This window comes from Streptococcus humanilactis (assembly GCF_019448275.1).
Taxonomy (GTDB): domain Bacteria; phylum Bacillota; class Bacilli; order Lactobacillales; family Streptococcaceae; genus Streptococcus; species Streptococcus humanilactis.
Genome location: NZ_JAHXBZ010000003.1, coordinates 1 through 251, shown reverse-complemented (window position 1 = coordinate 251; position 251 = coordinate 1). Strand labels below are relative to the sequence as shown.

At 44.6% G+C, this 251-nt stretch carries 1 protein-coding gene; it reads left to right on the top strand.

The window, feature by feature from the left end:
• Nucleotides 1-251, top strand: a 251-nt coding sequence (locus KV696_RS05360) for a DUF1542 domain-containing protein (RefSeq protein WP_219967057.1), incomplete at both ends; no start/stop codon positions are given.

The following is a 251-nucleotide window of genomic DNA, read 5'->3' as shown; positions in this document are numbered from 1 at the left end:
ATTGAGGCAGCAACAGACCAAGCCGGAGTAACTGAGAAAGAAACAGAAGGTACAAACGCCATCCAAGCAGTGACTCCAGTAGGTAAAGAAAACGCTAAAAATGCGATTGATCAAGCTAAAGCTACTAAAGATCAAGCAATTGATGCGAATGATCAATTGAGTCAATCTGAAAAAGCGAAGGCTAAAGAAGCAACTAAGGCGGCAGCAGATGCAGCGAAAGTAGCTATTGAGGCAGCAACTGACCAAGCCGG